Here is a 25,014-nt window from a genome sequence, read left to right as displayed (position 1 = left end):
CCGCCGACCGTCGCTGTTCATCCTTTCGGGCAAGCGCGCGGGAGGCAGGCGTTCGAGCGGCGCGCGCCGGGGCGCGCCGGTCCCGTTCCGGTCAGCTCCTGAGGTACGAGGCGCCGTTGAGGTCCAGGATCGTCCCGGACGCCCATTCGGCGGCGGGCGAGGCGAGCCAGAGGACGGCCGCCGCGATCTCGTCGGCGTCCGCGACCCGGCCGAAGGGGCTCTGCGCGCGGATCGCCTCGCCCTCGGGCCCTTCCAGGCGGGGCGCGACCCGCTCGGTGGCGAAGAAGCCGGGGGCGATCGAGGCGACGCCGATGCCGTACGGGGCGAGGGAGACCGCGAGGGACTGGCCGAGCGCGTGGACGGCGGCCTTGGTGGCGCCGTAGGCGGGGTGGTCGGGCTCGCCCCGGAAGGCGCCCCGGGAGCCGATGTTGACGAGGCGTCCGCCGGTGCCCCGGTCGATCATCCCGCGGGCCACGAGGTGGCTCAGGTTGGCGGTGGCGAGGAGGTTCACGGCGACGTGCCGCCGCCACAGCTCCGCCCACTCCTCGTACGGGGTCTCCGCCAGGGGGTGGGGGAGGTTCACGGCGGCGTTGTTGACCAGGACGTCGATCCCGCCGGCGAGCCCCTCGACCGCCGCGTCGACGACCGCCGCCGCCTCCGCCGGGTCCGCGAGGTCACCGCCGACCAGGACGTGTCCGGTCCCGTCGAGGGAGGCGAGGGTGGCGCGGGCCTCCTCGGCTCGCGTGCCGTGGTGGACGGCGACGCGGTCGCCGTTGGCGGCGAAGGCGCGGGCGACCGCCCGGCCTAGTCCTCGCGAGGCGCCGCTGACGAGGACGCGCCTGCCGGTGTCGGGCAGCTTCACGGGGGGCCTTCCGGTCGTGGACGGGTGCGGGCCGCGCTCGGGTCCGTACCGTACGGACCGTCATTCTGCCCTTCTGGCACAGGTGATGGGCGGCGCACCCCCCGCACTCGCGTCGAAGCGGAATATGGGCCACCTTTTGGAAGGTTTTGTGTCAGTCCGGAAACCAATCCGGTCAGGGAGAGTTCCGGACCGATCAAGAACGCCTCTATAGTGCGGTCGTTCCGAACCTCCCCTGTGCCTGCCTCTCGAGAGTCCGGTTGATGTCGGCGTCGCCCACCCCGTTCCGTCCTGCCCTGATCTCCTCCGTGCTGACCGTCGCCGCGGGCGGTACCCTCACCGCCGCCGCGACGAGTGCCGCCCCGGTCGAAGTCCGCGCCCCCCTCGCCTGGTTCGCGGTCTGCGGCGTGCTGCTCCTCGCGGCCGCCGCCTTCGCCGTCACCTGGTACGCGCGCACCGCCCGCGGCCTCGCCAAGCGGGCCGAGCGGCTGACCGCCCAGGTCGCCTCCCAGGACACCTACGCCACCCAGCGCCAAGCCGCCGCCGAGCGCGAGGCCGCTGCCCTGAAGAAGCGTCACGAGGCCGAGGCCGCCGCGGAGGCGGCCGCCCACGCGGCCCGCGCCGACGAACTCGCGCGCACCCAGCGGGCCGAGGCCGAGCGCCTCGCCGCCGGTCACGCCGCCGCCGTCGCGGGCCTGGAGCAGCGGCTGCGCCGCGCCGAGTCCGCGCGCTCCGCCGCCCTCGCCGCCGCCGCCAACGCGGCCGGACGGATGCAGGCGCTGGCCACGAGCATGATGGCCGACCTGCGCGAGATGGAGCACCGGCACGCCGACGAGGACGTCCTCTCCGACCTCCTCCACCTCGACCACCGCACCGCCCAGGCCGGCCGGCTCGCGGACTCCGTCGCGATCCTCACCGGTGCCCGCTCCGGACGCCGCTGGGCCCGGCCCATCGTCATGGAGTCGATCCTGCGGGGCGCCATGGGCCGCATCGCGGGCTATCAGCGGGTCCGGCTGCACTCCCAGTGCGAGGCGGCCGTCGCCGGCCACGCGGCCGAGGGCGTCATGCACGCGCTCGCCGAACTCCTCGACAACGCCGCCAACTTCTCCCCGCCCAGCGCGGAGGTCCACGTCTACGTGGAGGAGGTCCCGGCGGGCGTCGTCATCACCGTCGAGGACAGCGGCCTCACCATGAGCGACGTGCAGCTCCGTCGCGCGGAGACCGCCGTCGACGCGGGGACCCAGGACCTGGCCGGCCTCTCCGGCACCCGCCTCGGCCTCCACGTCGTCGGCCGGCTGGCCCGCAAGCACAACCTCTCGGTCTCCTTCCGGCCCTCCGCGCGCGGCGGCACCGGCGTCGTTCTGATGATCCCCCAGGAGATCGTCACGCGCGGGAGCGAGGCCACCGGCGCCCCCGCCGCCCCGCCGCTCGCCGTGCCCGCCCCCCGTACCGCTCCCGACGCCGCCCCCTCCGCACTCTCCGTCCCCGCCGCCCCCTCCGGCCCCGGCGCCGGTGAGCCGGAGGCCACGCACACGACCGCGGACGACACCCCGGCCGAGGACACCGGGCCCGGGATCCTGCTGCCGCGCCGGCGGCGCGGCCGGACCCTGGCCGCGCACCAGGAGAGCGGCAGGAACCCGGCCGACCCGCCCCGCCCCGCCGCACCCCGCACCGGCGAGGCGGCCCGCGCCCGCTTCGGCGGCTTCCAGAGCGGCCTGCGCGGCGCCGGGGGCAGGTCCGGCGCGACGCCCGCCGCCGACCCCGACACCTCCGCTCCCCCCGCGACGGACCCGACCACGCCGTCCTCGAACCACCCCCATTCGGAAGGCAATCCGCGATGACCGGCACGACCACCGACGACAAGCTCAGCTGGCTCCTGGAGGGCCTGCTGGAACGCACCCCGGGCACCCGGCACGCCCTGGTGCTCTCCCGGGACGGCCTCAAGCTCTGCCGCACCTCCGGGCTCTCCGTCGACCAGGCCGACCAGCTCGCCGCCATCGCCGCGGGCATCCAGAGCCTGTCGCACGGCGCCTCCGTGGAGTTCGGCGACGGCACCGGCGGGGTCCGCTCCGCGATGGCCGAGTTCTACGGCGGGATCCTCTTCATCGTCGAGGCCGGGGAGGGCGCCCACCTCGCGCTCGTCGCCGACGAGGACGCCGACGCCGGGCTCGTCGGGCACAACATGGCCGAACTGGTCGAGCAGCTGGGCGAGCACCTCGTCGCGAGGCCGCGGGGATGAAGGGCCGCGCCAGGCCGGGTCGCGACGACTCCCCCGACCGTCTCTACACCGTCACCGGCGGCCGGAGCAGTGCCGGGTCCACCGCCTTCGACGTGGTCACGCTCGTCGTCGCCGAGTGCGATCCGGTGCCCGGCATGCAGTCCGAGCACGCCGCCATCCTGCGCATGTGCCGCTTCCCCACCGCCGTGGTGGAGGTGGCCGCCGGGCTCGGACTGCCCGTGTCGATCACCCGCATCCTCCTGGCCGACCTGCACGACACCGGCCGGATCAGCGCGCGGCACCCGCGCCCCTCCTCGTACCGCCTTCCCGATCACGACATCCTGGAGCAGGTGCTCGTTGGACTCCGCAATCTCTGAGCAGCGCCAGACCCTGAGCAGCACCGCCGACAACGGACTGAAGATCGTCGTCGTCGGCGGCTTCGGAGTCGGCAAGACCACCCTGGTCCGCTCGGTCAGCGAGATCCGTCCGCTGAACACCGAGGAGACCATGTCGCAGGCCGGCGAGGGCATCGACGACACGGGCGGGGTGGCCGCCAAGACGGCCACCACCGTCGCCTTCGACTTCGGCCGCATCTCGCTCGACGCGCACAACGTGCTGTACCTGTTCGGCGCGCCCGGCCAGGAGCGGTTCTGGTTCCTGTGGGACCGGCTCTTCTCCGGGACGCTCGGCGCCGTCGTCCTCGTCGACACCCGCCGGATCGCGGACTCCTGGTACGCGGTCGACCGCCTGGAACACCACGGCACCCCGTTCGTCGTCGCCTGCAACGACTTCGGCGGAACCGCGCACACCCCCGCCGAGATCCGCGAGGCCCTCGACCTCCCGGACGAGGTCCCGCTGGTCTTCTGCGACGCCCGGTCCCGGGAGTCCAGCAAGCAGGTCCTCATCTCGCTCGTCGAGCACCTGAAGAACGTCGTCGCCGCCGACCCGGAGCACGGTCCGCGGCCCGTACCGGAGCCCGCCCCGTGAACCCTGCCGAGACCGCGCCCGTCCCGCTGAGCGGCCCCCGCTTCCACACCGACCCCGTCGAGCTGTACCGGCGGATCCGGCGGGACCACGGGGCCGTCGCCCCGGTCGTCCTCGACGGCGACGTGCCCGCCTGGCTCGTCCTCGGCTATCGCGAGCTGCACCAGGTCACCAGCGACCCGGTGCTCTTCTCCCGCGACTCCGAGCTGTGGAACCAGTGGGACGCCATCCCCGCCGACTGGCCGCTGCTGCCCATGATCGGCCGCAAGCAGCCCTCGATCCTGTACACGGTCGGCGAGCGCCACCGCGAGCGGGCCGGGGTGATCTCCGCCGCGCTGGAGTCCGTCGACCCCTTCGAACTGCGGCGGCGCGCCGAGCGGTTCGCCGACGAGCTGATCGACGGGCTGTGCGGCAAGGGGGCGTGCGACATCATCGCCGAGTACGCCATGCTGCTGCCGGTCCGGGTGCTCGCCAGCATCTACGGCTTCTCCGACGAGGAGGGCCCCGCTCTGGTCACGGCGATGAACGACATGATCAACGGCGGGCCCGACGCGCTCGCGGGCCAGCAGCACCTGGCCGCCTCGATGGGGGCGCTGCTCGCCGCCAAGGTGGCGGAGCCCGGCGACGACGTCGCCTCGCGGATGCTCGGCAACACCGCCGGGTTCACCGTCGAGGAGGTCGCCCAGGACCTCATGGTGATGATGGCCGCCGGCCACCAGCCCACCGCCGACTGGATCGGCAACTCGCTGCGGCTGATGCTCACCGACGACCGCTTCGCCGCCTCCCTCTCCGGCGGCCGGCACAGCGTCGGCGAGGCGATGAACGAGGTCCTGTGGGAGGACACCCCCACGCAGAACGTCGCCGGCCGCTGGGCCTCGCGCGACACCCACCTCGGCGGGCGCCGGATCGAGTGCGGCGATCTCGTCCTGCTGGGCCTCGCCGCCGCCAACGCCGACCCGCACGTCCGGGCCGACGCCGCCGCGCTCACCGGCGGCAACAACGCCCATCTGTCCTTCGGCCACGGCGAGCACCGCTGTCCGTTCCCCGCGCAGGAGGTCGCCGAGACCATCGCCAGGACCGGCATCGAGGTCCTGCTCGACCGTCTGCCGGACGTCGATCTCGCCGTCGCGGAACCCGCTCTCACACGTCGCCCCTCCCCCTGGCTGCGCGGCCTCACCGCGCTGCCGGTGACGTACACCCCGACCCCCGCCCTTGGAGGGACCGCATGACCTGCCCCATCGACCACACCGCGGGCGCCGGACCGGTCGTCCTCGACCCGTTCGTCTCGGACCTCGACGGCGAGAGCGCCCGGCTGCGCGAGGCGGGCCCGCTGGCCCGGGTCGTGCTCCCCGGCGGTGTGCCCTGCTACGCGGTCACCCGCCACGCCGAGGCGCGCGCGCTCCTCACCGACTCCCGGCTGGTCAAGGACATCGAGCGGTGGGGGGCCTGGCAGCGCGGCGAGATACCCCTCGACTGGCCGCTGATCGGCCTCGCCAACCCCGGCAGGTCGATGCTGACGGTGGACGGCGAGGAGCACCGGCGGCTGCGCACCCTGGTCGCCCAGGCGCTCACCGCGCGCCGGGTGGAGCGGCTGCGGGCCGGCATCGAGAAGCTGACGAGCGGTCTGCTGGACCGGCTGGCGGAGCGCCCGGTGGGCGGGACGGTGGACCTGAAGGCCGAGTTCGCGTACCCGCTGCCGATGAACGTCGTCGGCGAGCTGATGGGTGTGGACGCCGCCGACCACCCGCGGATGAAGGAGCTCTTCGACAAGTTCTTCTCGACGCAGACGCCGCCGGAGGAGGTGCCGCAGATGATGGCGGACCTCGGCGCGCTCTTCGCCGGGATCGTCGCGGGCAAGAAGGAGTCACCCGGCGACGACCTGACCAGCGCGCTGATCGAGGCGTCCGAGGACGGTGACCGGCTCACCACCGAGGAGATCACCAACACGCTCCAGCTGATGGTGGCGGCCGGTCACGAGACGACGATCAGCCTCATCGTGAACGCCGTGGTCGCCCTGGAGACCCACCCCGAGCAGCGGGCGCTGGTCCTCAAGGGCGAGGTGCCGTGGGAGAACGTGATCGAGGAGACGCTGCGCTGGGCGACGCCCACCTCGCACGTGCTGATCCGCTTCGCGAGCGAGGACATCGAGGTCGGCGACCGGGTCCTGCCGAAGGGCGAGGCGCTGATCGTGTCGCACGGCGCGATCGGCCGGGACGAGGTGCAGCACGGCGGGACGGCGGGCGACTTCGACGTCACGCGCAGCCCGATCCGGCACATCTCCTTCGGCCACGGCCCGCACGTCTGCCCGGGGGCGGCGCTGTCCCGCCTGGAGGCCTCGGTGGCGCTGCCCGCGCTGTACGCGCGCTTCCCCGGACTGAGGCTCGCGGTGCCGCGCGAGGAGCTGCGGAACAAGCCGGTCGTGACCCAGAACGACCTCTTCGACCTCCCGGTCGTCCTCGGCTGACGTCCGGCCCTGCCGTGCCCGGTGGCCCGCCCCCCCCTCGGGGAGCGGGCCACCGGCGTCTCCACGGACCAGCCCTCCGCAAACTTGCGCAAGATCTTGCGAACCGGGTGGCGGGGCTGGTTGACTCGCCGGGGTTCCGTGAGAGGGGAAGCGATGAGCGGCAGCGCGTACGACGTCCTCGTCCTGGGAGGGTCGGGCGTCGACACGATCGTGTACGTCCCCGAGCTCCCGCTGCCGTACGCCGACAGCTACATGATCCGCCCCGGCATCGAGGCCCGCGCGGGTCAGACCGGGGACTTCGTGGCGCTGGGCGTCAGCGCGCTGGGGCTGCGCACCCACCACCTGGACATGATCGGCGACGACCCGTCCGGCGAGCTGGTCCGCGCCTTCCACCGCGACCGCGGCATCGCGTTCACCGAGGTGCCGCTCCCCGGCGGCACCAAACGGGCCGTCAACCTCGTCGGGCCCGACGGCCGGCGGCTCTCGCTCTACGACGACAGCCGCTCCCGGGCGTCGGACCGGCTGCCGGAGGATCTGGTCCGCGGGCTCGCCGAGGTGTCCCGCCACGCGCACGTGTCGATCACGTACCCCTGCGCCTTCGCCCTGCCGGTGCTCCACGAGGCGGGGCTCACCGTCTCGACGGACCTGCACGACTGGGACGGGGAGAACGCCTACCACGAGCCGTTCGCGTACGGCTCCGACGTCGTCTTCGTCTCGGCGACGGCGCTGCCCGATCCGGTGGCGACCATGCGCCGGGTGCTGGAGCGGGGCCGGGCGGAGGTGGTCGTCGCCACGGCCGGCGCGGAGGGTTCGTATCTGCTGACCCGGGCGGGCGGCGAGCCGCTGCACGTGCCGGCGGTCGCGCCGCGCGGCCCGGTGGTGGACTCCAACGGCGCGGGCGACGCCTACGCCTCCGGCTTCCTCTTCGGCCGGCTCACCGGCGAGCCGCCGGAGCGGTGCGCCCTGTACGGGGCGGTGGCCGGCTCCTTCGCCTGTACGGTGCCCGCCACCGGCAGCGAGGCGGTGGACCGCGAGACGCTGCTCGCCGAGGTGGCCGGGCTCAGCTGACGCCGGGCGCGGGCAGGGCGGCCCCGACCGCCGCGTGGACGGCGCGGGCCAGTCGGGCGCCCCAGAGCGAGCGGGGGCCGGCGAAGGGCTCGGTGGGGACGGCGGTCCCGGGCTCGCGGGCGAGGACGCAGACCGCGTCCGTCGGTGTGCCCGAGCAGTCGTGGCCGGCGTCGAGGAGGGCCTGGACCTTCGCCTCGGTGGCGGTCGCGACGGCGTTGACGAGCGCGGCGTCGGTGAGGGGCGCGGGCACGGTGACGACGATGTTGATGGTGCCGGGGGCCTGGGGTGCGGGGACGACGGGCCCCGGGGCCGCCGCCCAGCCGCGTACGTCGATCCCGGCGGTGGCGACCGCGACGGCGCCGCCGTCCGCCGCGGTGCCGCGCCGGGCGACCTCGGCGGCGGTCATCAGTCCCACGCCGGGGCCGCGCAGACCGGCCCGCCGGGCGAGGTCCGCGAGGTGCGCCTCGGGGTCGGTCCGGGTGTAGCCGTGGGCGACCTGGACGTTCATCACCCAGGCCCGGGGGCCGATCCCGCCGCCGAGGACCGCGCTGCTGACGGCCCGCCAGCCGGGGCCCGGCCGCCACAGGAGCGCGCCGAGCCGCTGCCCGTCCTCGTCCCGCTCCAGGAGCTCGGGGGGCGCGGGCGGGGCCGTCGGGGTCGGTTCCACCACGGCGGTCACGGCCATGCTCTCCTCGCTCTCACCCGTACGTCCCGGTGATCCTATGCGCCGGTCAGCGGCGGCTGCGGACCAGGAGGTACAGGAAGTACGGGGTGCCGATGATGGCCGTCATCGTGCCGGCGCCGAGCTGCGCGGGGGCGATGACGGTACGGCCCACGGTGTCGGCGGCCCCGACGAGGACGGCGCCGAGGAGGACCGCGACCGGGATCACGCGGTGGTGGCGGCGGCCGACGAGGGCGCGGGCGGCGTGCGGGGCGACCAGGCCGACGAAGCCGATCGTGCCGGCGGCGGCGACGGCGGTGGCGCTGAGGACCACGCTCAGGACGAGGAAGCCGAGCCGGCCGGGGCCGAGCGGAAGGCCGAGGAGACGGGGGGTGTCCTCGTCGAGGGAGACCAGGTCGAGTTCGGTGCGGCGGGCGACGGCGAGCACGATGCCGACGACGACGGCGACGGCCAGGGGCAGGACGTCGGGCAGGGTCCGGCCGTAGGTGGAGCCGGAGAGCCAGGTGAGTGCCTTGGTCGCGTTGAAGGGGTCGGTGAGGATGATGAGCAGGGCGACGACGGCGGCGGTCGCGGTGTGGACGGCGAAGCCGACGAGGACGAGCCGGGTCTGCTTGAAGCCGCCGCGGGCGGCGAAGCCGAAGACGACGAGGGCGGCGCCCGCGGCACCGGTGAACGCGGCGCCGGCCACGCTCCAGGAGCCGGCCATCGGCACGGTGGTGACGAGCAGGATGGCGCCGAGGGCCGCGCCGCCGGAGACGCCCATGATGCCGGGCTCGGCGAGCGGGTTGCGGGTGACGGCCTGGACGAGGGTGCCGGCGAGGGCGAGGGCGGCGCCCGCGAGGAGCGCGGCGAGGACCCGGGGCACCCGGGTGTCGAGGACGAAGGAGACGGCCTGGCCCGCCTGTCCGGCCGCCCAGTTGGTCACGTCGCCGAGGAGGAGCTTGGCGTCGCCGAGGAGCACACCGCCGATCATGACGCCGACCAGCGCGGCGACGAGGACGGCGGTGGTGGCGAGGAAGACGGTGCGGCTGCGGATGCGGAGCCGGTCGACGGCGACGTCGCCGGTGTCCCGGAGCCGGGTGGCCATCACGATGACGAAGACGGCGCCGACGAGGCTGGTGACGACACCGGTCGGGACCAGGACGGCCGTGTCGGCGGGGACGAGCGTGCGCAGCAGGACGTCGGCGCCGAGGACGAGGGCGGCGCCCGCGAGTCCGGCGGCGGGGACGAAGACCCGGCTGCGGGCGTAGCCGCGGAAGCGGCGGGCGAGCGGGCGCATGAGGGCCGGGGCGCACAGGCCGACGAAGCCGACGGGTCCGGCGAGGGTGACGGCGGCGGTGGCGAGGAGCGCGGCGAGCACGACGGCGATGACGCGGGTGGAGCGGACCGGCACGCCGAGCCCGCGGGCGGCCTCGTCGCCCAGGGCGAGGGCGTCGACGCGGCGGGCGAGGAGGAGCAGGCCGAGGAGGCCGACGACGGCGAACGGCAGCATCTGGAGGACGCCGTCGAAGCCGTTCTGGGCGATGCTGCCCTGGTTCCAGTGGTAGACGCCCTCGGTCTGCTGCGGGAAGAGCAGCAGCAGGCCCTCGGTGAGGGCGGTGAGGCCCAGACTGAGGGCGCTGCCGGCGAGGACGAGGCGGACCGTGCCGGAGCCGAGGCCGGAGAGGCCGAGCACGACGGCGGCGGCGGCGAGGCCGCCGACGAAGGCGATGCCGGAGGAGGCGAGGAAGGGCAGGGAGACGCCCGTGGCCGCGGCGAGGCCGAGCGAGAAGTAGGCGCCGGAGTTGACGGCGAGGGTGTCGGGCGCGGCGAGGGCGTTGCGGCTGACGGCCTGGAGGGCCGCGCCGGCCATGCCGAGGGCGGCGCCGACGAGGAGCCCGGCGACCATGCGGGGCAGGCGGGAGGCGACGACGACGGAGGCGTCGCCGGGGTCGGCGTGGCCGGTGATCGCCTTGACGATCTCGGCGGCGCCGACGGAGGCGGTGCCCTGGGTGATGTCGACGAGGGCGAAGCAGACGACGAGGAGGACCAGTGAGGCCGTCACCGCGGCCGCGCCCCTGCGGGTGGCTGCGGCCTGGGTGGGTGCGGCGGGGGTGGTCGCGGTGACGGCCATGGTGCTGTGGTTCCTCGTGTCCTACTTCTTGGTGAGCGCGGTGACGACGGAGTCGACGTACTGGTTCATCGACTCGGTGCCGCCGAACATCCAGATGCCGTCGGGGAGGCGGTGGACGTTGCCCTTCTTGACGAAGGACAGGGAGGTCCACACCTTGTCCTTGGCGAGGACGCCGGAGAAGGGGGTGGCGCTCGGGTCGCCGTCGTTGCCGATGTAGGCGAAGTGGACGCCGTCACCGAGCTTGGTGAGGCCCTCGACGTCGGTGGCGCCGAGGCCGTAGGCCGGGTCGCCCTTGACGGTCCAGGCGTTCTTCAGGCCGAGCTTCTCGTTGACGCCGCCGATCAGCGAACCGCTGGTGAAGGGGCGGATGGAGACCTGGTTGGAGACGAGGTAGCCGTCGGCGAAGGCGTACTCGGCGCCGGCGAGGCCGGCGTCGGCGAGGGCCTTCTTGCCCTCGGTCAGCTTGGTCTCGAAGCTCTTCTTGAGCTCGTCGGCCTTGGCCGTGGTGCCGGTGGCCTTGGCGATGAGGTCGAGGTTCTTCGTCATCTGGCCGATGGGGTTCGCGGCGTCGGCGGCCTTGACCTCCAGGACCGGGGCGACGGCGCGGAGCTGCTTGACGGCGGCCGGCGGCAGGTCGGAGGTGGCGAGGATGAGGTCGGGCTTGAGGGCCGCGATGGTGTCCATGCTGGGCTCGCCGCGGGTGCCGACGTCCTTGGGGTCGTTCTTGAGCGGGACGGCGGTGTTCCAGGTCTTGTAGCCCTTGACGTCGGAGACGCCGACGGGGTCGACGCCGAGCGAGACGAGCTGCTCGACGACGTTCCACTCGGTGCCGACGACCTTCGTGGCCGGGCCGTCGAGCTTGACCTCGGTGCCGGTGTCGTCGGTGAGGGTGATCGGCTCGGCCTTCTTGTCGGCCTTGGTGTCGGCGGCGGGCTCGGTGGTGCCGCACGCCGTGAGAGTGGTCAGGGCGAGGGCCGCCGTGGTGAGGGCCGCTGCGGTGAGAAGGTGCTTTCTCATGGGGTGGGGCTGAGCCTTTCGGATCGCGCGGGGGTCCGCGTGTGGTGCCGGCCGATGGCGCGGGTGCGGAGCCGGCCGGTGAGGGGGTCGGTGTCGACCTCGATGCGGATGCCGTACGTCTCCGTGAGGCGGGGTCCGGTGAGGACCTCCTCGGGGAGGCCGTCGGCGACGACGCGTCCGGTGTCGAGCAGGACGATCCGGTCGGCGACGGCCGCGGCCTGGTCGAGGTCGTGGAGGACGGCGCCGACGGCGATGCCGTGGTGGTCCGCCAGGTCGCGCATGAGGTCGAGGAGTTCGACCTGGTAGCGCAGGTCGAGGTAGGTGGTGGGCTCGTCGAGGAGGAGGACGCCGGTCTCCTGGGCGAGGCAGCCGGCGAGCCAGACCCGCTGGAGCTGCCCGCCGGAGAGGTGTTCGGCTCCCCGGTCGGCGAGTTCGTCCACGCCGGTGAGGGCGAGGGCCCGGTCCACCGCGGCGGGGCCGTCCGGGTCGGACTTCCCCCAGCGGCCGCGGTACGGGTAGCGGCCGAACTCGACGAGGTCGCGGACGGTGAGTCCGCCCGGCGTAGGCCGGCCCTGGGTCAGCAGGGCCACCTTGCGGGCGAACTCACGGGGGCTCAGGGCGAGCCCGTCGGTGTCGCCGTCGAGGACGAGTTCGGCGCGGCGGGGCCGCTGGAGGCGTGCGACCGTGCGCAGCAGCGTCGACTTGCCGCTGCCGTTCGGTCCCACGAGGACGGTCACCTGGCCGGGCCGCAGGGTCAGGGAGGCGTCGTGGACGACGTCGACTCCGTCGTAGGCGACGGTGACGGCGGTGGCCGACAGCTCGTGACCGCGCGGGCGGGGGACCGTGGGGGTCTCTTCACCTGCTTGCACGGCGCTTAGGTTAGCCTAAGCTCAATTTGGCTGGCCAGGGGGTTCCCCCCTTCCGCTTCGATCCGGTACGAGCGTGGCGCCGAGGACGAGTCCGACCGCGATGGCGGTGACGACCAGGACGAGCTCCAGAAGGTCGGAGAAGCCGTCCACGACGTGCCCGCCGGCGAGGGTGGTCAACCCCCTCATGCCGAGCGAACCGACCGTCAGCGTGAAGAAGCCGGGCAGGACCAGGATCAGCCGGGGCGGCCGTCGCGGCCCCCGGGACAGCAGCGTCGCCGCCACCGCGAGCACCACCGCCGCCACGAAGGTGCCGCCGGTCTCCCCGATCAGCGCGGTGGCCCCGGACTGCACGCCCACGGTCAGGTAGACGAGCGCGAGGAGCACGGGCAGGAAGCGGCGCGGGATGGAGAAGGCCGCCAGGGTCCCGGCGGTGAAGACCGTCCACGAGGCGAACAGCACCCAACGGGGCAGGTCGGCCTCCGCCGCCGTGTCGAAGAGCGCGCGGGTGGAGGTCCCCGTGAGGTACGCCCCGAGCAGGACGCCGACGCACAGCTGGACGAGCAGGAAGACCGCGTACACCAGCCGGATCGCGCCGGTCGTCACGAGCCCCGCGCCGAGCTCGGCGGCGGCGGCGCTCAGATAGTCGCCGGGGACGAAGAAGAACAGCGCGGGCAGCATCAGCAGCACCGGCCCGCCGTGCGCCGGATCGCCGGCGAACAGGCCGAGGGTGACGACCGACACCAGCACCGAGGCGAGCAGCGGAAGCACCCGGGCAAGCCTGGGGACCCGGTCGGACGCCACCGCGAGGCCGGCGGCGAGCGTCGCGAGGACGGCGGTGGTGCCGATCTCGTACCAGGTGGGCTGCATCAGCGGCGCGAAGCCCAGCGCGAAGAGCACGATGCCGACCATTTTCAGCCACCACGGGTACGGTGCCGGCGCGGCCTCGATGCGTGCGAGGCGGGCGTTCGCCCCGGCGAGTCCGCAGCGCCCGGCGCACACGTCGGCGACGAGCGGCTTCAGCGCCGCGATCCGGTCCAGCCGGGCCACTTCGGGGGCCGCGTGCACGATGACGGTCCGGGCCGGGCCGTCCGGACCGGCGACGGTCAGTGTGGCGGTGTCCATGACGAGCAGCAGCGACACCTCGGCGCCCAGCGCCCGCCCGGCGGCCACGACCTCGCGCGCGATCAGCTCGGCCCCCTCGCCGGAGGTCCGCAGCATCAGCCCGGTGAGCCGGGCCAGGAACCCGGTGACATCGTCCGGCCCCCCGCCGCCCGCACCGACGGCCGGCCCCTCCGGGTCCCCCTCCGTTCGCGCCACGGCCGCCTCCTCGGGAACACGGTGACGAAGGTTCGGGATCAAGGTTCGGAACCACGGTTCGGAACCACGGTGACGAGGGATCAGCATCCCGCATCCGGCCCCACCCGGCATCCGCCGCCGGGGGCCCACCCGTCACCGCCGCCGGGGGCCCTGCCGGCGTCCCCGACGCCCCGTCACCCGGACGGACCACCGGCGCTGCGGACGCGCCCGCCGTCACCGAGTCTGGTGCGGATCACGTCGACATCCCCCAGGGAGGGCCCATGGCCTCGATGGACGCCGCGGCCGATCTGCCGAAACCCCGCGCCGCGGTACGGCCGGTCACACCGCCCACGATCACCTGGGTGACGCTGGCCCTGATGACCACCGCGTCGGTCGCCAGCCTGCGCGCCGCGCCGACGATGGCGATCTACGGCCTCGCCTGCGTGTTCCTGTATCTGGTGCCCGCCGTCGTGTTCCTGCTGCCGACGGCGCTGGTCTCCGCCGAACTGGCCTCGGGCTGGTCCGGAGGCGTCTACCGCTGGGTGTCCGAGGGGCTCTCCAAGCCGCTCGGCTTCCTCGCCGTCTGGTGCCAGTTCGCCATGACGATCTTCTACTACCCGAGCCTACTGGCCTTCGTGGCCTCGACCATCGCCTTCGTGATCGATCCCTCGCTCGCCTCGAACGGCGTCTACACGGCGATCGTCATCATGGTCCTGTACTGGACCGGCGTCTGGGTCTCCTCGCGGGGCACCAAGGCCCTCGCCGGACTGTCCAGCTGGGGTCTGATCATCGGCACGCTGGTGCCCGGCACGATCCTGGTCGTCCTGGGCATGGTCTTCCTCGGCCAGGGCAACCCCTCGGCGGCACCGATGGACGGCAGCCACCTGCTCCCCCAGTGGACCGGCCTGGCGAGCCTGGTGCTGATCGTGAACAACTTCCTGTCGTACTCGGGCATGGAGATGAACGCCGTGCACGTCTCCTCGCTGAAGGACCCGGCGAAGGAGTACCCCAAGTCGATGTTCCTGGCGATGGGCCTGGTGCTGCTGATCTTCATCCTTCCGGCGCTGGCGATCAGCTGGGTCGTCCCGGCCGACCAGCTCAGCCTCACCGCGGGCGTGATGCAGGCCTTCGACGCCTTCTTCTCGTACTTCGACGTGGGCTGGATGACCCCGATCGCCGCCGTCATGCTGATTTCCGCCTCGCTGGGCGGCATGCTGACCTGGCTGGCCGGCCCGTCCAAGGGCCTGCTGGAGATCTCCCGGAGCGAGGGCTACCTGCCGCCCTTCCTCCAGAAGCTCAACAAGTTCGGCATCCAGCAGAACATCCTCGTCACGCAGGGCATCGTGACCTCGGTCATCGCCCTCGGCTACGCGCTGATCCCGAACGTCTCCAGCGTGTACTGGATCTTCTCGACCATCACCACGCAGGTCTACCTCATCGTCTACCTGCTGATGTTCGTCGCCGCCATGCGCCTGCGGAAGCTCAAGCCGGACCACCCGCGAGGCTACCGGGCACCCGCTCTCGGCCTCATCTGCTCCGTCGGCCTGCTCGCCTCGCTCGCGGCCATGCTCATCGGCTTCGTCCCGCCCTCGCAGTTCGGCAGCGGCAGCCTCTGGTCGTACATCGCCATCGTCGGCGGCGGCCTGGTCATCCTCGGACTGCTCGTCCCCTGGGCCTTCCTGAAGCTGCGCAAGCCCGGCTGGCGCACGGCCGAGGCCGCCGCCGCCGCGACCGAGGGAGACGCCTCATGAGCCCGACCCGCTTCGCCTCCGAGCACAAGTGGATCTACTGGGGCGCCATCGTGATCCTGGTCGGCCTGCTGATCACCGGCCTCGTCCGGTACAGCGGCTTCAAGCGGACGACGGAGGCCACGGACAAGGCCGACCGGCTCAGCGAGGAGCTGGTGAGGGCGGGATACCCCGCTCCCGACCGGGAGACCGCGGTACGGCTGCTGGGCACCGACGGCGGCCAGGTCTGCGAGGACCCCGGCAACGCCCTGAAGAAGGCGCTGTACCGGCTCCAGCAGCTGTCCAACGGCGCCACCGGCCCCGGCAGCCGCCCGGTCATCGCCGACTCCAAGGCCGTCGACGCCGAGCGGATCGTGCTCCAGGTCTACTGCCCCGACCAGGTGGCCGCGTTCGACGAGGCCGTCGGGGACCTCAAGACCGACGACACCGTCAGGCGCTGACGGACCGTGCGGCCCCGGGCCTCAGGGGGTGTCCGGGGCGGTGCGGACCGGGAAGCTGAAGGTGCGCCCCTGTTCCTTCAGCCACGGCAGCACCTCCCGCAGCGCGGCCACGCTCTGCGAGCGGTCGCCGCCGCCGTCGTGGAAGAGGATGGTCGGCCCGTTCGGCAGCTCGTTCCTGACGGTCGCCACGATGGCGGCGGCGCCGGGCCGCTCGAAGTCCTTGGTGTCCACGTTCCACCCGAGCGGCCGCATCCCCGCGGCCGCGGCTATCCTCCGGCTGTCCGGGGTGAAGGCGCCGCCGGGGGCACGGTAGTACTGCACCTCCACCCCGCCCGCGGCCTCCTCGATCATCTTCCGCGCGTCGAGGATCTGCCGCTCCTGGTACGCGACGGGCTTCCGGTCCATCGCCGTGTCGTGGGTCATCGTGTGGTCGCACAGCCGGTGCCCCTCGGCCACCACGCGCTTCACCAGCTCCGGGTACCGCTTCGCCTCCGGGCCGATCATGCAGAACACGGCCTTGACGTCGTGCTGCTTCAGGATGTCCAGCATCTGCGGCGTCCAGCGCGGGTCCGGACCGTCGTCGATGGTGATGTTGACGGCCCGTCCGCCGGCCTCGGCCGCGTGCGCGATCCCCACCGGCACCCGCACCGTCGGCTTCGCGGGCCGGGCCGGCTCCTCGGCCCGCTGCGCCGGTACTCCCGGCCGGGGCACTCCCCCGGTCGCCGACGCGGCGGCCTGCTCCTCCCCGCCCACCAGCGCCGTCGCCCCCCAGGCGGCGAGACCGATGCCGACCGCCGACGCCAACACGGCCACGTGCGCGGTGTACTTGCCCATCCGGCGCATGCGCCCTCCGATCCTCGCGTTCCCGATGCGACCCCGCGCCTGCCGGCGCGTTCCCGGGTGGGAGGACGAAACATCCCCCGAACAGGTTTCACTCGTTCGGCGGATGTGACCCAGCTACCGTTCGGCTCCGATTCCGCTGCTGTTCGGATGGTGCGCCGGACCGGCTTCCGGTGCAGACTGTCCCTCACACCGGGTCGAGATCGCGTCTGGAGGCCGGAAGAGTGAGCGGCGGCAGCGGCGGACGGCGTCTGACCGGCAGGGTCTCGGCCGTGCGCACCTCGACCGTGTACCGGTCCGCGGCGCTCCGCGCCCGCCGCCGGCGCGACGCCGGCGGGATTCCGCTCGACGGGACCGGCACCGAGGGACGGCTCGCCTGGCTCAACGCCGCGAGCACCCGGATCGGCACCACCCTGGACCTGGAGCGCACCGCCCGGGAGCTGGCCGAGTTCACCGTGCCCGACTTCGCCGACGGCGCCGCCGTCGACCTCATGGAGAGCGTCCTGCGCGGCGAGGAGGGCTCCCGCTGGACGGGCAGCGGCGTCCCGCCCATGCGGGCGGTCGCGCTCTCCGCCGTCGACACCATGTCCACCCTGGAGGCGACCCCGGTCGGCGAGACCTTCGTCCGCGACCAGAAGCACCACGAGACGCTGCTCCACCAGAACTGCCTGCGCCAGGGCAAGCCGGTCCTCCTGGCCCGGATGCGCGAGGAGGACTTCGCCCGCGTCTCGCCCACCGCGAGCGGCGCGGCGAAGATGCGCGCCCTCGGCGTGCACAGCTATCTCGCGGTGCCGCTGATCGCCCGCGGACTACTGCTCGGCAGCGCCGACTTCGTCCGCGGCCCCGGCAGCCCGCCCTTCTCCCCCACCGATCTGGCCCTCGCCGAACAGCTGGCCTCCCGCGCCGCCGTCTTCATCGACAACGCCCGCCTGTACGGCCGGGAGCGCGAGCGCGTCGTCTCGCTCCAGCGCAGCCTGCTGCCCCGCGCCACCCCGGTCACCCCCGGACTGCGGGTGCACGCCGAGTACACGCCGTCGGCGGCCCGGCACCCGGTGGGCGGCGACTGGTACGACGTCATGTCCCTGCCCGGCGGGCGGACGGCGCTGATGGCCGGCGACGTCATGGGCCAGGGGCTGCCGGCCGCCGCCACCATGGGCCGGCTCCGCGCCGTCGCCCGCACCCTGATGACCCTCGACATGGCGCCCGAGCGGGTCCTGGCCCGGCTCGACCTCGCCACCCGCGACCTGGAGGACGACCAGGTCGCGACCTTCCTCTGCGCGGTCTACGACCCGGCGGACTCCCGGTGCACCCTGGCCGGTGCCGGACTGCTGCCGCCGCTGCTGCTCGACGGGCGCGGCGGGGCGGACTTCGTCCCGCTGCCGGCCGGAGCGCCTTTGGGCGCCGGCGTCATCCCGTACGACCCGGTGACGGTGACCGTGCCGCGGGGCGGGGCGCTCGTGCTGTACACCGACGGTCTGGTGAAGGCCCGCGGCGCCGACCTGGAGGAACAGCTCGACAGACTGCGGTCGGCGGCGCTCGCGCTGCCGGCGGCCGCGCTGGAGGGCGGCGGGCTAATCGCGGTGGCCCCGGCGGGCGACGGCCGCTTCGACGAGGCGGTGCTGCTGACCGCGCGGGCCGTGCCGCTCGACGCGGAGACGGGGCTCCGGGTGTGGCCGCTCTCCGGTGACGGCAGGGCCGCGTCGGAGGCCCGGCGGCTGGTCACCCGCCAGCTCGCCGAGTGGGGTCTGGACGAGCTCGCGGACGTGTGCGAGCTGGTCGTGTCGGAGCTGGTCGGCAACGCCCTGCGGTACGGGAACGGGCCGGGCGAGCTGCGGCTGCTGCGCGGCGAGCGGCTGGTCGTGGAGGTGTCGGACACCGGCCCCGACCTGCCGCAGATCCAGCACGCCGACCTCAGCGACGAGGGTGGCCGCGGGCTCCAGCTGGTGAACATGCTCTGTCGCCGCTGGGGCTCCTGCCGCACCTCCGGCGGCAAGGTGGTCTGGGCCGAGCAGAACCTGCCCGTCTGAACGGCGGACCAGGGCCGGAGGGCCCGGGCCCGGGTGACGTCCGGCCCTGCCGTCGGCGCGCGCCGGCGGGCACTCTGGCCTGGTAGGGCGTTGAGACCCGCCGCCGGGCGGGAGTCCGGCGAAGGAGGGCCATGTCCGCGGATCCGACCACGACCGCGCGGCGGTCACCCGTCCCGGGTGTCGCGTGCCGCGCGGAGCTCCGTTACGCCGTCGGGCGTGCCCTGCCCTTCCTCGTGATCGTCCTCGCGACCCTCGCGGACGTCCTGACCTCTCCGGAGGAGCGGTTCGGCCGCTTCCTCATCGCCGCTCCGGCGCTCGCCGCGGCGACCTGGAGCGCCCGGGGCACCGTCGCGATCGGCGGACTCGCCATGGCCGTGACCGCCGCCCTCTCCGTCGTACGCGGCGAACCGCTCGTGCCCGCCCTCCTGGCCAATCAGGTCGTGCTCGCCTCCGTGGTCCTCGCCGCCGCCGTCTCCAGCCACGCCCGGCAGCGCCGGGAGGCCGAACTGCGGCAGATCAGCGCGGTGGCCGAGGCCGCCCAGTCGGCCGTCCTGCGTCCGCTGCCGCCCCGCCTGGGCTCCGTCGACCTGCGGCTGCTGTACGAGGCGTCCGCCGCCGGAGCGCACGTCGGGGGCGACTTCTACAAGGCGCTGAAGGTCCGCGACGGTGTCCGGATCATGCTCGGCGACGTCCAGGGCAAGGGCCTGCCGGCGGTGGAGGCCGCCTCGCTGCTCCTCGGCTCCTTCCGCGAGGCCGCCTACACGGCCCCGGACCTGCCCGCGATCGCCCAGCGCCTGGAGGTCAGCATGGCCCGGTACGCGGAGCGGGCCCCGGAGTCGGACGCGGCCGACCGCTTCTCGACCGTGCTGCTCGCGGAGATCCCCGACGACCGGCCGGTGATCCGGCTGCTCAGCTGCGGCCACCCGGCCCCGGTGGTGCAGCGGGGCGGGACCGTGGAGACCGTCGAGCTCTCCGCGCCGTCCGTCCCGGTGCATCTGCCGGTCCCGGTGGACGAGCCGTTCACGGTGGAGGAGGTGCCCTTCGGCCCCGGCGACCGGCTGCTGATGTTCACCGACGGCGTCTCCGAGACCCGGGACGCCGGCGGTGCCTTCTACCCTCTGGAAGGACGGCTGCGGACCTGGGCGGACGAGCCGGCCGACCGGATCCCGGACCTGCTCAGGGAGGATCTGGCCCGGTTCGGCGCGCACGGCCTGGAGGACGACACCACGGCCCTGCTGGTGGTCAGGGACGGACCCGCGGCCCCTGTCACGGTCCTCTCGCCCCCGCCCCGGGCCGGGACCGTCGCGGCCTGAGCGCCCGGGCCCGAGCCCCGGGCCTGATCCGGGCCGTGCTATCAAGACCGGATGACGCTCACACAGGGCCGGCGGGTGCGCCTCGCGGTCGATCTCAGGGTGGCCGGCACGGTCACGGCGGCCGGCGACCCGGCCGAGGAGCCGGCGGCGGTGGCCGGGGCGCTGCTGCTCGGGGCGGGCGCGGAGGGGGTCGTCGAGCGGGTCGACGAGCCGGAGGAGTCCCGGCCGGACGCGGGGGCGGCGGAGTACGAGCGGCTCGTCTCGCTGCTGGAGTCGTTCGGCGCCCAGATGCCGCCGGCGAGCCGGGAGCGCGTCGAGGAGCAGGTGCGCGACCTGGAACCGGCGTGGGAGGCGTACCGGCACCGGCGGCCGGTGGTCACGGTCCGGGTGAGGCTCGACGGCGGGCTCGTCCTGGAGCGGGTGCGCGCGGACGTCCTGACCGGCCTGTGAGCCGGGCGGGCCGGGCACCATACCAGGACGGACCGTCCTTCCTGGCGAACTTCGAACACTCTCCACAGTCGGACGAATCCGTACGGTAGTCATGGGGCCAGGGAGGAAACACCTTGGTCTTCAGTCTGATCCGTCGCCGCGCGTCCGCTCCCGCCGGCGCCGCATGTCCCTACTCGGCCGCCGACGCGGCCTCCGGCCCCGTGCCGCCGGCCGCTCCGCGCGAGCCGGACCGGGTGGACCGGCGGCAGGCGGAGGAGTTCGTCCGGCAGTTCCACGAGGAGACCCCGGGCGCCGGGGACGCGGACGCCCGGGTCCGCCGGGTGCGGGCCGAGATCGCCCGTACCGGCACCTACGAGCACACGCCCGAGGAGCTGGCCTTCGGCGCCCGGGTCGCCTGGCGCAACGCCGCCCGCTGCATCGGCCGGCTCTACTGGAGCAGCCTCGTCGTGCGGGATCTGCGCGGGGTCTCGTCCGCCGACGGGATCGCCGCCGCCTGCGCCGAGCACCTGCGGGCGGCGGGCAACGGCGGGCGGATCCGCCCGGTCCTCACCGTCTTCGCCCCGGACCGGCCGGGTCGCCCGGCGCCCCGGATCGTCAACGACCAGCTGGTCCGGTACGCGGGCCACCGCGACCCCTCCGGCCGCTGGGTCGGCGACCCGCGCGCGGCGGCGGTCACGGCGCTCGCCCGCGAGCTGGGCTGGAAGCGGGAGGAGGAGCCCTTCCAGGTGCTGCCGCTGATGGTGCGGGAGCGGCCTGACAGCCGCCCGGAGTGGTACGAGCTGCCGGACGGCGCCGTGCGGGAGGTGCCGCTGCGCCATCCCGAGCACGCCTGGTTCGCCGGCCTCGGGCTGCGCTGGTACGCGGTGCCGGCGATCAGCGACATGGTGCTGGAGATCGGCGGGGTGCGGTATCCGGCGGCACCGTTCAACGGCTGGTACATGGGCACCGAGATAGGCGCCCGGAACCTCGCCGACGCGGACCGGTACGACCTGCTGCCGCTGGTCGCGGAGAAGCTGGGCCTGGACCGCTCGTCGGAGCGGACTCTGTGGCGGGACCGGGCCCTGGTGGAGCTGAACGTGGCGGTCCTGCACTCGTTCCAGGAGGCCGGGGTGACGATGGCGGACCACCACACCGAGTCCGAGCGGTTCCTGAAGCACATCGCCCGGGAGCGGCGGCACGGCAGGCCGACGCCGACCGACTGGAGCTGGATCGTCCCGCCCCTCTCGGGCGCGGCCACGCCGGTCTTCCACCGCTACTACGACCCGGTCGACCCGTCCCTGCGCCCCGCCTTCGTCCCCCGGCAGGGGCGGCCGGGCGGGGTGTGACCGGGCGGGGCGGCTCCCCCGCCCGGGTCAGTACCGTCCGCCGCCCGTACGGTTCCCCCGTCCGCCCCGGCGAGGGCGGCGGCCCTGACGCGGACCCGCGGAGTCGGTGGCGCCGCCGGCGGCCTCCGGGGAGGAGAACAGCACCGGGACACCGGCCCCCGGGGCGGCGGGGGCGGCCGGGGCCGCGGTGCGCGGCTCGGGCACCCGCTCGGTCCTGCGGGCCTCGGCGGGGGCGGCCGAGCGCGCCACGATCCGGGCGTGGGTGATCAGCGGGGCGCACGCCTCGCAGATCTCGGCGAGGGTCCACACCTCGCCGACGGCGGGGTTGTGGATGAGGACGAGAAGGGTCCGGCCGAAGCAGGTGGCCCTGGTCTGGTGGTGGCGGCAGCCCGCTCCCCCGCAGGCGCACGAGGCGTGGGGGCGGGGGGTGGCCAGGCGGGCGTGGGCCCGCACGTGCTCGGCGGCGAAGGCGCGCAGCGCGCGCACGTCCTTGGAGCGGTCGGGCATGCGGCAGCCCGTGGTGGTGCAGCTGACCCGCGCCGAGTGGTCGTGGTGGCCGGTGAGGCGAATGGTCCAGGTCCTGCCTGGCACACGGGATCCGAGTGGCATGCTCAACGCACACAAGTCCGTTCGGGAGAGGAGGCGTTCGGTCTCTGTTTACCCCGAAGTGGGTGACTCGACGCGTCCTGCCGGGGCGTGTCAGGCGGTGTCGTCACCCTTACCGCCCCCGGGGCGGAGCGCCGAGGCGATGAGGACGGCCGCCCAGATGCCGAGCGGGGTCACCGGCCAGTAGAACTGCAGTTCGCCGTCGCTGAGACAGCTCACGCCCCAGATCACCGACAGGACCAGGGCGCCGCCGAGCCAGTAGCGCCATTCGGCGTACCACTCCGCGAGTTCCTTGCGCTTGCGCTCCTCCCGGCTGGGCCGGGGGGCGGGAAGGTCGGCGGTGAGGGCGGCGAGCTCTCCTGCGGTACGGGCGCGGAGCGCTGTCTCGACCCGGTCGGCGTGTTCCTGCGGAAGAAGACGCCCTTCGGCGAGCGCGGCGGTGAGGATGTCGACGGCGGCATCGCGCTCGCGGTCGGAGACCCGCACCTCGGGTACGGCGTCCCGCTTGCGCATCGGGTCACCTGAGCGCTCGGGCTGCTGTTCCATGACTCCCCCATTCGTTAGGATACAACCGTATCCTAAACCGTGGAGCGTGACGATGCCGAGAACCGTCGACCGGTCGGAACAGCGCCGCCAGATCGGCGCCGCCCTGCTGCGCCTGGCCGGCGAGGAGGGCCTCGACCAGGTGAGCGTCCGCGCGGTGGCGGCGGCGAGCGGGCGCTCGCCGGGAGCGGTCCAGAAGTATTTCCGCTCCAAGGAGGACCTGCTCCTGTTCGCCTCCGAGCTCGCGGGCGAGCGGATCGAGTACCGGATGGGGACGATCGATCCGGCCCTGCCGCCGCGCCGGGCGCTGCGCGAACTGATCCTCACCACCCTGCCGCTCGACGAGGAACGGCGCGCCGAGACCGCCGCACAGCTGGCCTTCGCGGTGCACGCGGCGCACCACCCCCGGCTGGCCGAGGTCCGGCGGAGGATCGACCAGGAGCTCCGCGACGCACTCGCCCGCCGGCTCGCCGCCCTCGGCAGCCCGCTCCCCGAGGCCACCGCCGACGCCGTCATCGCCGTCTCCGACGGCCTCGCCCTGCGCATGCTCTACACCCCGGCGGAGGCGCCCGCCCTGCTCGCCGCCCTCGACCGGGCGCTCGACGCCCTGACGATCCCGGACTGACAGGGCGGCGCCCTGTCACGACCGGCGGGAGCGTCAGGACCGGCGACCACCGCCGCCCCGGACCCACGGCGTCCCGAACCGATGCCGGCAGGACCTCCCGACCGTCACCCTGTGGACCGGTCCGCGACCGGCCCCGGCGCGAGGGAGGCCAGCAGGTCGTCCAGCGGGGCCGGTACGCGGGCGAGGTCCAGGCCCTCGACGAGGATCCGCCCGTAGCGGATCTTCCGTCCCGACGTGGTGCCGAGGAAGCGGCGCATCCGCACCACGGGGCCCCGGTCGCGCTGGGCGGGCTGGTTCAGGAAGGTGCGCAGCGCGCGCCCCTCGCCCTCCGACTCGACCAGCTCGCCGACCCGGTCCACGCCGAGGGCGCGGATCAGCTCGTCCTCCAGGTCGGCGACGCAGACGAAGAAGGCGTCCGGGTCCGCCCCGGCGGCCTCCAGGCCGCGGGCGTAGTGGGCGCGCTCGGCCTCGTCGCACAGGCCGGTGAGGCGGAGGCCGAGGCCCGGCGGGCCGAGGAGGCGGGCATGGCGGGCGGCGTTGGTGGCGCCGTTCATGGACAGGACGCAGACGCCCTCGGCGGCGAGGTCCCGGCCGCGGCGGGCCGCCAGCGCCTCGACCGCCGCCACGTCGCTGCGCCCTTCGAGGAGCACCGCCGTCCGGACGGGCAGGAGCGCGGAGAGCTCGCGCGCGGTGTCGCCGGGTCCGCCGGCCGCCCACGCGGCGACCTCGGCCCGGAAGGCGTCCATGTCGGTCATGGACAGGAGTCTGGGCGCCGGGCGGCCGTGACGGTACCGGTTTTCGGGCGCGGCGGCTCGGTCGGAGGCCGGTGGCGCGGGGCGCGACGGGCTCCGTCGGAGGCGGTGACGCAGGGCCCGGCGTACTCCGTCGGGGGTCGATGAGGCAGGGCCTGGCGTGCTGCCCCCGAGGTCGGTGGCGCCGGGCGGTTGCGGGGGCCGGCCGGGGTCAGTACCGCAGCGCGGTGGCGACCGAGGGGGTGACGGAGCCGGAGAGCTTGTGGGTGCTGCGGGCGGTCCCGTCGCCCGGCTTGCCGGCGGGCACGTCGGAGATGGTGACGACGACGGTGTCGACGAGCTTGCCGTCGCCGTCCTTGAACTGCACCTGGACCGCGAAGGACCGGGTCCGGTCGTCCGTGTTGTCGACGGTGACCGGGACGGTGGTGCGGCCGTCGGCGTCGGTGGCGGGCTCGCCGAGCTCCACCTCGTCCTTCGCGTCGACCCCGTCCTTGATCTCGGAGAGCTGCTGGTCGGCCTTGGCGGCGGCCTCGGAGGCCGCGTCGGAGACCCCCTCGGCGGCGGAGGCGACCGCGGAGGCGGCCTCGCTGACCGCTCCCGACACGGGGTCGCCGTCGTCGGAACAGGCCGCCGTGCCCAGCAGGACGGCTCCGGCGAGCAGGCCGGCGGCGCCGCCGCGTACCCAGCGTCCGGTCATGTCGTGGTCTCCCTCGGCTCGCGCGTGATCGTCGGCCCCAGTCAACGACAGCGCCCGGCGCCCCGCATCCCGGGAACG

General features: G+C 74.3%; 25 protein-coding genes. 14 read left to right on the top strand and 11 right to left on the bottom strand.

Annotated elements, in window-relative coordinates; all coding sequences use genetic code 11:
* Positions 1-91: 91 nt before the first annotated feature.
* Positions 92-862 carry an SDR family NAD(P)-dependent oxidoreductase gene (locus ACF1BN_RS12440; RefSeq protein ID WP_392331551.1) on the bottom strand — a complete coding sequence of 257 codons (771 nt, stop codon included), beginning with the start codon at positions 860-862 and terminating at the stop codon, positions 92-94.
* A gap of 260 nt (positions 863-1,122) precedes the next feature.
* Here ACF1BN_RS12440 and ACF1BN_RS12435 point away from each other — a divergent pair, with 260 nt between their 5' ends.
* From ACF1BN_RS12435 to ACF1BN_RS12405, 7 genes are all read left to right on the top strand, one after another.
* Positions 1,123-2,700 (top strand): sensor histidine kinase, encoded by a 1,578-nt coding sequence (locus ACF1BN_RS12435; protein ID WP_392331550.1) that lies wholly within the window; start codon positions 1,123-1,125, stop codon positions 2,698-2,700.
* Positions 2,697-3,098 (top strand): roadblock/LC7 domain-containing protein, encoded by a 402-nt coding sequence (locus ACF1BN_RS12430; protein WP_376602750.1) that lies wholly within the window; start codon positions 2,697-2,699, stop codon positions 3,096-3,098. The genes ACF1BN_RS12435 and ACF1BN_RS12430 overlap by 4 nt, the downstream gene beginning before the upstream one ends.
* A complete protein-coding gene (locus ACF1BN_RS12425) occupies positions 3,095-3,454 on the top strand; it encodes a DUF742 domain-containing protein (protein WP_392331549.1) in 360 nt (119 codons plus the stop codon). Before ACF1BN_RS12430 ends, ACF1BN_RS12425 begins: the two co-directional genes overlap by 4 nt.
* Positions 3,435-4,064 carry an ATP/GTP-binding protein gene (locus ACF1BN_RS12420; protein WP_392331548.1) on the top strand — a complete coding sequence of 210 codons (630 nt, stop codon included), beginning with the start codon at positions 3,435-3,437 and terminating at the stop codon, positions 4,062-4,064. Before ACF1BN_RS12425 ends, ACF1BN_RS12420 begins: the two co-directional genes overlap by 20 nt.
* A complete protein-coding gene (locus ACF1BN_RS12415) occupies positions 4,061-5,290 on the top strand; it encodes a cytochrome P450 (RefSeq protein WP_392331547.1) in 1,230 nt (409 codons plus the stop codon). Before ACF1BN_RS12420 ends, ACF1BN_RS12415 begins: the two co-directional genes overlap by 4 nt.
* Complete coding sequence (locus ACF1BN_RS12410) at positions 5,287-6,525, top strand: cytochrome P450 (protein WP_392331546.1); 1,239 nt, start codon at positions 5,287-5,289, stop codon at positions 6,523-6,525. Before ACF1BN_RS12415 ends, ACF1BN_RS12410 begins: the two co-directional genes overlap by 4 nt.
* Before the next feature lie 153 nt (positions 6,526-6,678).
* Positions 6,679-7,593 (top strand): adenosine kinase, encoded by a 915-nt coding sequence (locus tag ACF1BN_RS12405; protein WP_392331545.1) that lies wholly within the window; start codon positions 6,679-6,681, stop codon positions 7,591-7,593.
* Here ACF1BN_RS12405 and ACF1BN_RS12400 read toward each other — a convergent pair.
* From ACF1BN_RS12400 to ACF1BN_RS12380, 5 genes are read right to left on the bottom strand one after another with little or no spacing between them, the layout of a single operon-like run.
* On the bottom strand, positions 7,586-8,278 hold the full coding sequence (locus ACF1BN_RS12400) for an adenosylcobinamide amidohydrolase (protein WP_392331544.1): 693 nt from the start codon (positions 8,276-8,278) through the stop codon (positions 7,586-7,588). The genes ACF1BN_RS12405 and ACF1BN_RS12400 overlap by 8 nt on opposite strands.
* A gap of 46 nt (positions 8,279-8,324) precedes the next feature.
* Positions 8,325-10,388 carry an iron ABC transporter permease gene (locus tag ACF1BN_RS12395; RefSeq protein ID WP_392331543.1) on the bottom strand — a complete coding sequence of 688 codons (2,064 nt, stop codon included), beginning with the start codon at positions 10,386-10,388 and terminating at the stop codon, positions 8,325-8,327.
* Positions 10,389-10,409: 21 nt separating this feature from the next.
* The gene (locus ACF1BN_RS12390; RefSeq protein WP_392331542.1) at positions 10,410-11,405 is read right to left on the bottom strand and encodes an iron-siderophore ABC transporter substrate-binding protein; all 996 of its coding nucleotides are present in this window, start codon (positions 11,403-11,405) and stop codon (positions 10,410-10,412) included.
* Positions 11,402-12,274, bottom strand: coding sequence for an ABC transporter ATP-binding protein (locus ACF1BN_RS12385; protein ID WP_392331541.1), 873 nt, complete (start codon positions 12,272-12,274; stop codon positions 11,402-11,404). Before ACF1BN_RS12385 ends, ACF1BN_RS12390 begins: the two co-directional genes overlap by 4 nt.
* A gap of 21 nt (positions 12,275-12,295) precedes the next feature.
* A complete protein-coding gene (locus ACF1BN_RS12380; protein WP_392331540.1) occupies positions 12,296-13,591 on the bottom strand; it encodes a threonine/serine exporter ThrE family protein in 1,296 nt (431 codons plus the stop codon).
* 260 nt (positions 13,592-13,851) lie between these two features.
* Between ACF1BN_RS12380 and ACF1BN_RS12375 the strand changes: the two genes are divergently transcribed.
* Together ACF1BN_RS12375 and ACF1BN_RS12370 are read left to right on the top strand one after the other, a co-directional pair.
* The gene (locus ACF1BN_RS12375; RefSeq protein ID WP_392331539.1) at positions 13,852-15,321 is read left to right on the top strand and encodes an APC family permease; all 1,470 of its coding nucleotides are present in this window, start codon (positions 13,852-13,854) and stop codon (positions 15,319-15,321) included.
* Positions 15,318-15,758: a hypothetical protein gene (locus tag ACF1BN_RS12370; RefSeq protein ID WP_392331538.1), complete on the top strand. Its 441-nt coding sequence runs from the start codon at positions 15,318-15,320 to the stop codon at positions 15,756-15,758. Before ACF1BN_RS12375 ends, ACF1BN_RS12370 begins: the two co-directional genes overlap by 4 nt.
* 21 nt (positions 15,759-15,779) lie before the next feature.
* Here the strand turns inward: ACF1BN_RS12370 and ACF1BN_RS12365 are convergent, their stop codons facing one another.
* Positions 15,780-16,601: a polysaccharide deacetylase family protein gene (locus tag ACF1BN_RS12365; RefSeq protein ID WP_392331537.1), complete on the bottom strand. Its 822-nt coding sequence runs from the start codon at positions 16,599-16,601 to the stop codon at positions 15,780-15,782.
* A 221-nt stretch (positions 16,602-16,822) separates the two neighbouring features.
* On the opposite strand from ACF1BN_RS12365, the gene ACF1BN_RS12360 reads away from it, so the two are divergent.
* The 4 genes from ACF1BN_RS12360 to ACF1BN_RS12345 all read left to right on the top strand — a co-directional run bounded on the left by ACF1BN_RS12360 (position 16,823) and on the right by ACF1BN_RS12345 (position 21,713).
* The gene (locus ACF1BN_RS12360) at positions 16,823-18,625 is read left to right on the top strand and encodes a SpoIIE family protein phosphatase (protein WP_392331536.1); all 1,803 of its coding nucleotides are present in this window, start codon (positions 16,823-16,825) and stop codon (positions 18,623-18,625) included.
* A 131-nt stretch (positions 18,626-18,756) separates the two neighbouring features.
* On the top strand, positions 18,757-19,938 hold the full coding sequence (locus tag ACF1BN_RS12355; protein WP_392331535.1) for a PP2C family protein-serine/threonine phosphatase: 1,182 nt from the start codon (positions 18,757-18,759) through the stop codon (positions 19,936-19,938).
* A 51-nt stretch (positions 19,939-19,989) separates the two neighbouring features.
* Positions 19,990-20,388: a hypothetical protein gene (locus tag ACF1BN_RS12350; protein ID WP_392331534.1), complete on the top strand. Its 399-nt coding sequence runs from the start codon at positions 19,990-19,992 to the stop codon at positions 20,386-20,388.
* A gap of 113 nt (positions 20,389-20,501) precedes the next feature.
* The gene (locus tag ACF1BN_RS12345; protein ID WP_392331533.1) at positions 20,502-21,713 is read left to right on the top strand and encodes a nitric oxide synthase oxygenase; all 1,212 of its coding nucleotides are present in this window, start codon (positions 20,502-20,504) and stop codon (positions 21,711-21,713) included.
* 27 nt (positions 21,714-21,740) lie between these two features.
* On the opposite strand, the gene ACF1BN_RS12340 is transcribed toward ACF1BN_RS12345, so the two are convergent.
* Both ACF1BN_RS12340 and ACF1BN_RS12335 read right to left on the bottom strand, forming a co-directional pair.
* Positions 21,741-22,304, bottom strand: coding sequence for a hypothetical protein (locus ACF1BN_RS12340; RefSeq protein ID WP_392331532.1), 564 nt, complete (start codon positions 22,302-22,304; stop codon positions 21,741-21,743).
* 108 nt (positions 22,305-22,412) lie between these two features.
* Complete coding sequence (locus tag ACF1BN_RS12335) at positions 22,413-22,865, bottom strand: DUF1707 domain-containing protein (RefSeq protein ID WP_392331531.1); 453 nt, start codon at positions 22,863-22,865, stop codon at positions 22,413-22,415.
* A gap of 52 nt (positions 22,866-22,917) precedes the next feature.
* Between ACF1BN_RS12335 and ACF1BN_RS12330 the strand changes: the two genes are divergently transcribed.
* Complete coding sequence (locus tag ACF1BN_RS12330; RefSeq protein ID WP_392331905.1) at positions 22,918-23,487, top strand: TetR/AcrR family transcriptional regulator; 570 nt, start codon at positions 22,918-22,920, stop codon at positions 23,485-23,487.
* A 104-nt stretch (positions 23,488-23,591) separates the two neighbouring features.
* Here ACF1BN_RS12330 and ACF1BN_RS12325 read toward each other — a convergent pair whose 3' ends face one another.
* Positions 23,592-24,242: a TOPRIM nucleotidyl transferase/hydrolase domain-containing protein gene (locus ACF1BN_RS12325; RefSeq protein ID WP_392331530.1), complete on the bottom strand. Its 651-nt coding sequence runs from the start codon at positions 24,240-24,242 to the stop codon at positions 23,592-23,594.
* A 208-nt stretch (positions 24,243-24,450) separates the two neighbouring features.
* Complete coding sequence (locus ACF1BN_RS12320) at positions 24,451-24,936, bottom strand: hypothetical protein (RefSeq protein ID WP_392331529.1); 486 nt, start codon at positions 24,934-24,936, stop codon at positions 24,451-24,453.
* Between the last annotated feature and the right edge of the window lie 78 nt (positions 24,937-25,014).

The sequence above is a fragment of the Streptomyces sp. NPDC014861 genome (assembly GCF_043081625.1).
Classification (GTDB): domain Bacteria; phylum Actinomycetota; class Actinomycetes; order Streptomycetales; family Streptomycetaceae; genus Streptomyces.
This window is presented reverse-complemented; position numbering and strand designations above follow the sequence as displayed.